This window comes from Streptomyces sp. NPDC127092, from assembly GCF_042722475.1.
Lineage (GTDB): Bacteria > Actinomycetota > Actinomycetes > Streptomycetales > Streptomycetaceae > Streptomyces.
The window spans coordinates 26,262-32,935 of record NZ_JBHXFE010000022.1; the positions used below are offsets into that span (position 1 = coordinate 26,262).

At 69.5% G+C, this 6,674-nt stretch carries 7 protein-coding genes and 1 pseudogene; 7 read left to right on the forward strand and 1 reads right to left on the reverse strand.

From position 1 onward, the window contains the following. Window positions 1-211 precede the first annotated feature (211 nt). On the forward strand, window positions 212-745 hold the full coding sequence (locus tag ACFWJO_RS19515) for an NUDIX hydrolase (protein ID WP_386866703.1): 534 nt from the start codon (window positions 212-214) through the stop codon (window positions 743-745). Here the strand turns inward: ACFWJO_RS19515 and ACFWJO_RS19520 are convergent. After that, window positions 723-2,072: pseudogene (locus ACFWJO_RS19520) on the reverse strand (hypothetical protein). The gene ACFWJO_RS19515 and the pseudogene ACFWJO_RS19520 overlap by 23 nt on opposite strands. A 123-nt stretch (window positions 2,073-2,195) precedes the next feature. Here ACFWJO_RS19520 and ACFWJO_RS19525 point away from each other — a divergent pair. From ACFWJO_RS19525 to ACFWJO_RS19550, 6 genes are all read left to right on the forward strand, one after another. Next, window positions 2,196-2,396, forward strand: coding sequence for a hypothetical protein (locus ACFWJO_RS19525; RefSeq protein WP_385603765.1), 201 nt, complete (start codon window positions 2,196-2,198; stop codon window positions 2,394-2,396). After that, on the forward strand, window positions 2,396-2,725 hold the full coding sequence (locus ACFWJO_RS19530; protein ID WP_386866705.1) for a hypothetical protein: 330 nt from the start codon (window positions 2,396-2,398) through the stop codon (window positions 2,723-2,725). Before ACFWJO_RS19525 ends, ACFWJO_RS19530 begins: the two co-directional genes overlap by 1 nt. A gap of 192 nt (window positions 2,726-2,917) precedes the next feature. Continuing rightward, the gene (locus ACFWJO_RS19535) at window positions 2,918-4,042 is read left to right on the forward strand and encodes a radical SAM protein (protein WP_386866707.1); all 1,125 of its coding nucleotides are present in this window, start codon (window positions 2,918-2,920) and stop codon (window positions 4,040-4,042) included. Then, a complete protein-coding gene (locus ACFWJO_RS19540; protein ID WP_162952559.1) occupies window positions 4,039-4,203 on the forward strand; it encodes a hypothetical protein in 165 nt (54 codons plus the stop codon). The genes ACFWJO_RS19535 and ACFWJO_RS19540 overlap by 4 nt, the downstream gene beginning before the upstream one ends. An 88-nt stretch (window positions 4,204-4,291) precedes the next feature. Continuing rightward, a complete protein-coding gene (locus tag ACFWJO_RS19545) occupies window positions 4,292-5,158 on the forward strand; it encodes a GNAT family N-acetyltransferase (RefSeq protein WP_386866709.1) in 867 nt (288 codons plus the stop codon). 133 nt (window positions 5,159-5,291) lie between these two features. Next, entirely contained in the window at window positions 5,292-6,035 is a 744-nt protein-coding gene (locus ACFWJO_RS19550; RefSeq protein ID WP_386866711.1) for a hypothetical protein, read from the forward strand. Window positions 6,036-6,674 lie beyond the last annotated feature (639 nt).

A 6,674-nucleotide genomic window follows, 5' to 3' on the forward strand; every position in this document is an offset into this window, starting at 1 on the left:
GTCAGGAAGGCAACAACAGCTAGCCCTAGCTTCGTAACTGGCTGACAACAGATTGGCCCCCGCTCACGGTCTTGAGCGAGGGCCAATCACTTTATCCGCGCGCTCCTCAGGCCGGACACCTATTCGTCACTATGACGTGAATTTGATTGAACCTGGCAGTCCGTGGCTGTAGCTCTGCGATGCTGGAGGCCGATCGAGAGGGGCCGCAGCGATGCAGTGGAAGATCCACGGTGAACGTCCGATCTACGAGAACAGCTGGGTGAACCTGTGGCTCACCGACGTCGAGACGCCGGATGGGCACCGCTGGGAGCACCACGTCGTCAAGCTCCGGCACCTGGCTGTGGCCGCCGTCATCAACGAGCGGCGCGAGGTCCTGATGATGTGGCGGCACCGCTTCATCACGGACGCCTGGGCGTGGGAGCTGCCCATGGGCCTGGTCGAGGAAGGCGAGACGCCGGCCGACGCGGCGGCCCGTGAGGTGCTAGAGGAGACCGGCTGGCGTCCCGGCGCGATCAAGCCGCTGATCTACGCCGAGCCAGCGAACGGCATCACCGACTCCCAGCACCACGTCTTCCGGGCCGATGGGGCGACGTACGAGGGTCCGCCGACCGAGAAGAACGAGTCGGACCGGATCGAGTGGATTCCGCTGGCCGACGTGCGGGGCATGATCGACCGGCGCGAGATCGTCAGCAGTGGCTCCCTCGTCGGGCTGCTCTACGTCCTCATGGACGAGGCGATCCGCTGACCTGGCGCGGCAGCACTTCCCGTAGCCGGGCCTCGAATGCCACCGCGGCCGGTTCGCGGCGGAAGGGTTCCAGCTGCTCGTAGAACTCCCGGAGGTGGCCGGCGACTCGTTGCGAGCTAACGGCCGCCGCCGGGGCCAGGGCATCCATGGCCGTGTGGCATGCCTCGTCGAGTTTGCCGCGTTGGAGCTGGGTGCGGGCGAGCCAGAAGGCGTGGAAGGCTCGGCCTCGGTGGTTCGATGCGTGTTCGCGGCGGAGGGCGTCCGCGATGAGGGGTTCGGCGAGTGCGGTTTCGCCCAGACGGCCGTGCGCGATGCCGGTGTCCACGATCAGCTTCGGTTCGTCGAAGTAGGCGACCCAGGCCGGGTCCGGATCGCCGGTGCTGATCCGGCCGAACTGGGTGTGGGCTTCCGAGATCGCGGTGTGGGTCGCGCCGTGGTTGCCGAGGGTGGCGTGGGCGAAGGCTTCACGCATCGCGAGCATGGCCAGCACGCGCGGTGTCGTCCCCGCAGCCGTTCGGGCCTGGTCCTGGGCGGCCGTGACGAGTGCGAGGGCGTCGCCGGGCTTGTCCTGGTAGGTGGCCTGGAGACTCATGCAGGCGAGGACGTTGGCCATGAACTGGCGGTCGTCGATGGCCTTGGCCAGACCGAGCGATTCGGTGAAGTAGGCGCGTGCCTGGTGGTACTGGCGGGCGTCGAAGTAGGTCCATCCGGTGAGTCGGGCCAGTTCGGCCGCGATGCTGTGCAGGCCGTCCCGCAGAGGAGCCGGACGCTGCTCCTTGAGGAGGTCGACGACGTAGCGGAGCTGACCGACGACCGCCGGCCGTAAGGTCTCGCCGCCGTGCTAGTCGTCCCGGCGCCAGTAGTCCGCAATCGACGAGTGCAGCGCGTCCAGCGTCGAGGCGCTGAGGTCCCGATCGGCCGCCAGGGCGAGGATGCTGTCGACGTCCGCCCCCGGTACTCCGGCGGCCAGTGGTTCGACGACTGAAGGGGCCGGCGCTTCGGCTGGTTCGCGGGGCGTGGCCGTCAGGCTGGGCGGCGTCTCCCAGGAACGACGGGCAAGTCCGAGCATGTGTCCGGGGATGCGCAGTCCGTCGGAGATCCGTTCGATCACGTCCATGTGCAGCAGCTGCCGTCGTCCGGCGATCACCTCGCCCACGCGGCTCGGGGTCAGGTCGCAGCGGCGCGCGATCATCGACGGATAGATGCCTGCTCGTGCCTTGACCAGCTGAAAGATGCGGCCGAAGTTTCTGGCCTGGCATGCCTCGATCATCACTGGGTCCGTGAGCAGGCTGACCGGGAGTTCCTTCGAGCGAGATGGCTCGGGCATCGGGCACGCTCCGGCATGAGGACTACGGATCGCTGCACTTGGTCAACCGAGGGTGATGTTACCCAAGTTGGGTAATCCGTTTGGCCTTTCTGGCCGGGCCCGCGGATCGCGATGCTCCTGGCCATGGCGAACGGACAGGACGACGTACGGATGACGTTGCGGGTCTCCCGCGACTCCGGCCAGACGTGGGGGCCTCGCACAGAGGTACGCGTGGGCGAGGACCCGGTGGTCCCGGAGAACCCGGGCCGCTACCCGCCGTGCGTCTGCCCCCGGTGCTCGCAGCAGGCCCGGAACGCCGTCGCGTCCTTCCGGATGGTGTCGTGATGCGTTGCGCGCACTGGCGCCGGGTGCCCCTCGACCTGGCAAGGGAAGCGCGGGAGAAGTCGACCGTCCCGTACATCGACAGGGCCGTGCAGTGCCAGCTGTCCGCGCACGGCGAGGGTGAGCACTTCGGTCTCCTCACCGACGCCGGCGCATACGGGACCGCGCTGTGGCTCCGCTGGCAAGGGACAGACGAGACGGAACTCGTCGTGCTGCCGGACTGCCCGGTGACCGCCCCTGGTCCTGACGGCGAGGGCTGCTGTCTGTTCGCCGACCACGCCAAACAGCACACCTGGGAAGACGCCATGGAGGAGGTCTCGTGCACCAGCTGATCGCGAGCCCGCACAAGCCCCGGCGCCCTCGCTCGCCTCGCAACGAACAGTGCGGGGACTGCGGTGGCAGTGGCGCCAACTCGTCCGGCAAGACCTGCGGCACCTGCAACGGCTTGGGAGAGATCCACTGCCGCGCCAGCCGGCAGGAGTCCGTTCGCTGTCCCGCTCCGTGATCCGGAAGGAGGGCCACCGATGGCCCACGCTCTGATCGCCTCCCCGTTCCTCGACGGGCACCTTCTCCTCAAGCCGGGAGCAAGGGCCGGCGCCCGCATCTCCGCCGACCACTACGAGGGCCTGCGCCAGGCCGCCACCGACGGTGAGCCGCTTCCCGCCTGGGCGGTGCAGACCGCCGGCGACGTGTGGGGCCTGGACCTGGGTGGCCGGCCCGCGCAGGGCACGGTGCTGGTGCGCGAGCCGTCCCCGTACGGCTACTGCCGGGCCTCCTGGGAGATCAACCTCGGCTGCAACTTCGGCTGCAAGCACTGCTACCTCGGCGAGCGGCCCTTCTCCGGCCTCGCCTGGGAGGAGAAGGTGCGGCTGCTGGACATCATGCGCGATGCCGGTGTCCTCTGGCTCCAGATCACCGGCGGTGAGCCCACCATGGATCCTCACTTTCAGGGCGCGTACCGGTACGCCTGGCAGGCCGGAATGATGCTCACCATCTCCACCAACGGCTCGCTGCTCTGGCGTCCGGACCTCCTCAAGCTCTTCCGCGGCTGCCCGCCCTACCGCCTGGTGGTCAGCATGTACGGGGCGAGCGAGGATTCCTTCGACACGCTCACCCAGCGCCGCGGGGCGTGGAAGGCGTTCCGGCGCGGCATGGACGCCGCCCGTGAGGCGGGGCTGCCGCTGCGGATCAACGTCGTGGTGACCGAGGACAACGCCCCCGAGGCCGACGAGATGGCCGCCCTCGCCGACGAGTGGAACGTCGAGAACCACGCGTACACGAACATGACGCCCACGATCTACGGCGGCGGTGAGCCGCTGCTCGCCCAGTCCGCTGCCCACCTGCGGCAGCGCAAGCCGTTCGCCGGCTGCAACGCAGGACACACCTTCTTCCACGCCGACCCGCACGCCAAGGTCTCGATCTGCAAGGTCGGGCGCGACGACCAGATCGACCTCATGGCCGAAGGCATCGACGGCCTCACCCGGCTCGGCGCCATCGCCGACCGCCTCATGCTTCGCACCGGTGGGTGCGAGGGCTGCGCCCTGTCCGGCACCTGCCGGGTCTGCCGCCCCCTGGCCAAGCACTACCAGGAGGCCAAGGCGCCGCTGCACAGCTACTGCCAGCACGGAGACAAGGAGAACGCCTCATGACCCCGCCCGTACCGGTGACCATCCTCCCCGGCCCGCCGGCCTCGGCCCGCCGCGCCGCCCCGCCCGTCGCGACCGCGTCGATCACCGCCGTCCAGGACCTCGACGTGATCGTGGAGAGCGCGGAGTGCTCCTGCGACGCCGGGGACGACAACCCCCACTGACCGACACGATCCGGTCAACTCCGTTCAGGCCCCGGCGTACTCGCGTCGGGGCCTGAGCCCTGCCCGTCCCACCGCTAGGGTGCCGCTCATGTTCTTCCGCTGGGACTGGCTCCGGCCCCAACTGACCGCGCCGATCGTGCCCACTCTCGGTCCCGTCCATCCCGACGCTCTGACCGTCGACCTCTTCGAGGACACACTGCGAGCGGCCGAAACCGGGGACTTCCTGCCCTACGACAAGGACCGGCGCTGGGGCGGCGAGAAGGACGAGAAAGTTCTACGTGACGACGTGGTGCACCAGCACGAGCACACCCTCATCCCCACCCTGAGTCGGCGTGGACGCGGCACTGCCAAAGTCTTCGCCTACGGGCTCCGCGACAGCGTCGTGGAGGAGGCCGCCGAGCTGGCCGCGAAACTCGCGGCCGTGCACGACGTGGTCAGCGCCCGGGTCGTACGCCCCCTCGGCCCCGAGACCACACACCCGCGGGGCACCCGCATCCAGCTGAAGGACTTCACCGTCGGCCCCTGCCCCGAACCGGGTGGTCCGGTCCGGCCCGTCACCGCCTGGCCGACCGCTGTGCAGGAGACCTTCGCCCCGTTCGCCGAGACCATGGCGGGCGATGGCCTGGCCTTCCTCCACACCCAGTTGGAGGCCGGCCGGTGCGGCCCGGTCCTCGCCGCCGCCATCGAGGACCGCATCGTGGGCGCGATCGGCCCCATGGAGGTGCTCCCCGATGCCATCGGACGCCCCCAACTCATGCCCCAGTACTTCGCTGTCCTGCCCGAGGCCCGAGGCCGGGGACTAGGTCGCGTCTTGTGGCGGGCCGCGATGCACTGGGGCCAGGCCCATGGCGCCGCCTACCAGCTCCTCCAGACCGAGGTCGACGGCCCCTCTGACCGGCTGTGCCAGGCCGAAGGACTGACCTCCCTCGGCTTCACCCACACCACAGCGGCGTAACCGCCGGTTCCAGGACGCCGCGAGGTCACAACCTGTCCAGTGCCTTTCGGGTGATCCACTGCATCACCGCGCCTCGTCACCATCGATCCGTGTGCTGTAGGCATACGTGATGTACGTCGTCACGGCCTGAGAGATGATCTCCGTCATGACGAATGGGGCGGCCGGGGCAGGCTCAGGCAGCGACGAGGCCGACGCCTGGCGCGCACGATTGGGCTGGGCGTTCAGCCTCATAGCCGACGATCCCGCTGAGCGAGAGGCGGCACTCGCGCATCTGGATGGGGCCCGGAGGAATGCCCGGGCTGCTCTCGACCGATCGAACGAGCTGTGGCATCTCACGAGGCCGCTGGGGCCGGAGGAGCAGTATCAGGAGCCGACCTTCAAGCGGGCGCGCGAGGTGTACGCAGACATGTGTAGCCATTCCCTGCCCGAAGGACTGTGGGTGGGCGAGGGCGCCCGCGGGCCGAGTCTGCCCTATGCGCTTCTCTTCCTGGAGTGGGAAGCGCGGTTCCCCCGCGAGTGGACAGAGCATGCAAAGGCGTGGGGCACTAAACAGTCGCTCATCCGCCGCATGGCCGTTGCCGACCATGATCAGCCGACCAGGGCGAAGCTCATCGACCTCGTCGAGATCGTCGTCCAGCGGGCCTATCGCTGCAAGGACCGCGAGTACGTTCGCGTCGCACGAGCAGTCGACGGTGAGGATCTCCGCCACAGGCTCGGCACGGCCGCCGCCTCGGATAACCCATGGGCACGCCTTCACGCTGGCTATGCCCTCTGGCTTCTCGATCGCCCTGAGGTGCCGAACACGCGCCACGTTTGGCGAACGTGGGTCGCGGAAGCGTCCGGAAGGCAGCGTGGCTTCTCCGGTCCCTGCGGATAGTTCCGGGCCCCGGCACGCACGCGTCCCCCGTGCTCCCGGCGCCCGCCCTGAGTGTCGGAGTCTTCACGCGCCAACCACCGCCCACGCTCTGGCTCTCGCTCATGCAGGCGCGGGTTTCCACGCGGCCGGCCGGAGCGGCTTTGGCCGGTGTCCTGTTCGGGTTGGGGTCGGGCATGTTCAGGGGGCCGTACGCTGGCCCGGCAACTCGGGCAGGCTTTGCCCCTGCCCGGAATTTGAACGAGTGGCCCCCTGGACTTGCCCGACGCGGGCCCCGGCCCGAACAGGTGGGTAAAGCCGTGGAGGCCGGCCGCCCCCGCCACAGCCGGTTGAACGGCAATCCGCGGTGATCGGTGCGGACTTGGCATGCGTCCCGCTCCTTCTGGCCGCGCTCGCCGCGCGGCGGCTGGCAGGGTTCTTCACGAGTCTGGCCGCCCGCTTCTCGGGCTTTTGCGGCGCGAGCGGGCGGGGGCCGTCGCGGGCGGTGGCGGAGACATGGAGCCAGCGGCGGCCTGGGGCCGCCGCGCCGCGGGGGGGGGGGGGGGGGGGGGGGGGGGGGGGGGGGGGAAAAGGTGGGGGGGGGATCCCCTCCCTCGCGTTCTGCTGTGAGGGAGGGGGGGGTTTGTGGGTTTGTTATCCTCT

What these genes read in the sequence shown, in the direction of transcription:
- ACFWJO_RS19515 (WP_386866703.1), top strand. Translation starts at nt 212, where the DNA reads ATGCAGTGGAAGATCCACGGTGAACGTCCGATCTACGAGAACAGCTGG.
- ACFWJO_RS19525 (WP_385603765.1), top strand. Translation starts at nt 2,196, where the DNA reads ATGGCGAACGGACAGGACGACGTACGGATGACGTTGCGGGTCTCCCGC.
- ACFWJO_RS19530 (WP_386866705.1), top strand. Translation starts at nt 2,396, where the DNA reads ATGCGTTGCGCGCACTGGCGCCGGGTGCCCCTCGACCTGGCAAGGGAA.
- ACFWJO_RS19535 (WP_386866707.1), top strand. Translation starts at nt 2,918, where the DNA reads ATGGCCCACGCTCTGATCGCCTCCCCGTTCCTCGACGGGCACCTTCTC.
- ACFWJO_RS19540 (WP_162952559.1), top strand. Translation starts at nt 4,039, where the DNA reads ATGACCCCGCCCGTACCGGTGACCATCCTCCCCGGCCCGCCGGCCTCG.
- ACFWJO_RS19545 (WP_386866709.1), top strand. Translation starts at nt 4,292, where the DNA reads ATGTTCTTCCGCTGGGACTGGCTCCGGCCCCAACTGACCGCGCCGATC.
- ACFWJO_RS19550 (WP_386866711.1), top strand. Translation starts at nt 5,292, where the DNA reads ATGATCTCCGTCATGACGAATGGGGCGGCCGGGGCAGGCTCAGGCAGC.